Source organism: Bradyrhizobium nanningense (assembly GCF_004114535.1).
GTDB classification, from domain to species: Bacteria; Pseudomonadota; Alphaproteobacteria; order Rhizobiales; family Xanthobacteraceae; genus Bradyrhizobium; species Bradyrhizobium nanningense.
This window is the reverse complement of record NZ_LBJC01000022.1, coordinates 1-1,692: the sequence shown is the minus strand read 5'-3', so window position 1 is coordinate 1,692 and position 1,692 is coordinate 1. Positions and strand designations below refer to the sequence as shown.

The window sequence follows — 1,692 nt, the reverse complement described above, 5'->3', positions numbered from 1 at the left end:
CGGACCTGTCGATCACTGGCTCGGGCAATGCGTTGTCCTCGCTCGGGCTCACCGGTTCGACCGGCACCGGCACCGCCTTCACGGCGAGCCGCACCGCGGCCTCCGGCGGCGTCTCGGGCAAGACCTTGACCTTCTCCTCCTTCAATGGCGGCACGGCGGTCAATGTTACCTTCGGCGACGGCACCAACGGCACCGTCAAGACGCTCGATCAGCTCAACACGGCACTTCAGGCCAACAACCTGTCGGCCACGATCGATGCCAACGGCCGGCTCACGGTCTCGGCAACCAACGACTATGCTTCGTCGACGATCGGCTCGGCCGCTGCTGGCGGTACGATCGGCGGCACAATCACCACGGCCCTGAGCTGGTCGAACGCTACCGCGCCGGTTGCTGACGCGGTTGCCCAGGCCACTCGTACCAACCTGGTGTCCCAGTACAACAACATCCTGACGCAAATCGACACGACGTCGCTGGATGCTTCTTTTAACGGTGTCAACCTGCTCAACGGCGACCAGCTCAAGCTGGTGTTCGACGAGACCGGCAAGTCCAACCTGAACATCACCGGCGTGACCTTCAACTCGAAGGGTCTGGGTCTGGCCGGTCTGGTGCAAGGCACGGACTTTATCGACAACTCCGCGACCAACAAGGTGCTCACCAACCTGAACTCGGCCTCGAGCACGCTGCGATCGGAAGCCTCTACGCTCGGTTCGAATCTCTCGGTTGTGCAGGTGCGTCAGGACTTCAACAAGAACCTGATCAACGTGCTGCAGACTGGTTCGTCCAACCTGACGCTGGCCGACACCAACGAGGAAGCGGCCAACAGCCAGGCGCTGTCGACCCGCCAGTCGATCGCGGTTTCTGCGCTGTCGCTGGCCAACCAGTCGCAGCAGAGCGTGCTCCAGCTGCTTCGCTAATAGCGGCTGACATCGCAAACCAAACACGGCGGCGGGGCTTCGGCCCTGCCGTCTTCTTTTTGCGCCCAGCAATCGGGACGACCAAACCGCTGCAAGAAGTAACCATCGGTTATGGTTAACGGGAAGAAAACGTCCCGAAAAGCCGAGAAATTTCAGATCGATCGGCGTCGCTACGGACACGTGCCGACTGCGTTATGGTGAACCGGCGCTTACGGCTCGCGAGCAGATTTCACCCTTTGTTAGGCATGTCGACCCACCCTGCCTCCGTCGCTCGATCCCACAAGATCGAAGGAAGACGAGTCAGCTCCCAGAAGGGTAAAAGTCATGTCCGGTATCGTTCTCTCTGCGTCGGTTCGCCAGAACCTGCTCTCCCTCCAATCCACCGCCGACCTGCTCGCCACCACCCAGTCCCGTTTGTCGACTGGCAAGAAGGTGAACTCGGCGCTCGACAACCCCACCAACTTCTTCACCGCCCAGTCGCTCGACAACCGCGCCAGCGACATCAACAACCTGCTCGATGGCATCGCCAACGGTGTGCAGGTGCTGCAGGCCGCCAACACCGGCATCACCTCGCTATCCAAGCTGCTCGATTCCGCCAAATCGATCGCCAACCAGGCGCTGCAGACCACGGTCGGTTACTCGACCAAGTCGAACGTTTCGACCACGATCGCGGGTGCGACCGCGTCCGACCTCCGCGGCACCACGACCTACACCAGCGCGACTGCGCTCTCCAACGTGCTGTTCTCCGGCAATGCCGGCGGCACCACGGCGGCGACCG

At 61.8% G+C, this 1,692-nt stretch carries 2 protein-coding genes; both read left to right on the top strand.

What is annotated here, in order from left to right; all coding sequences use genetic code 11:
- Positions 1-914: DUF1522 domain-containing protein (locus XH84_RS16100; protein WP_283811952.1), on the top strand; the 914-nt coding region annotated here is incomplete at its 5' end.
- Positions 915-1,238: 324 nt separating this feature from the next.
- A partial coding sequence (locus XH84_RS16095) for a flagellin N-terminal helical domain-containing protein (protein ID WP_488226096.1) occupies positions 1,239-1,692 on the top strand: 454 nt, incomplete at its 3' end.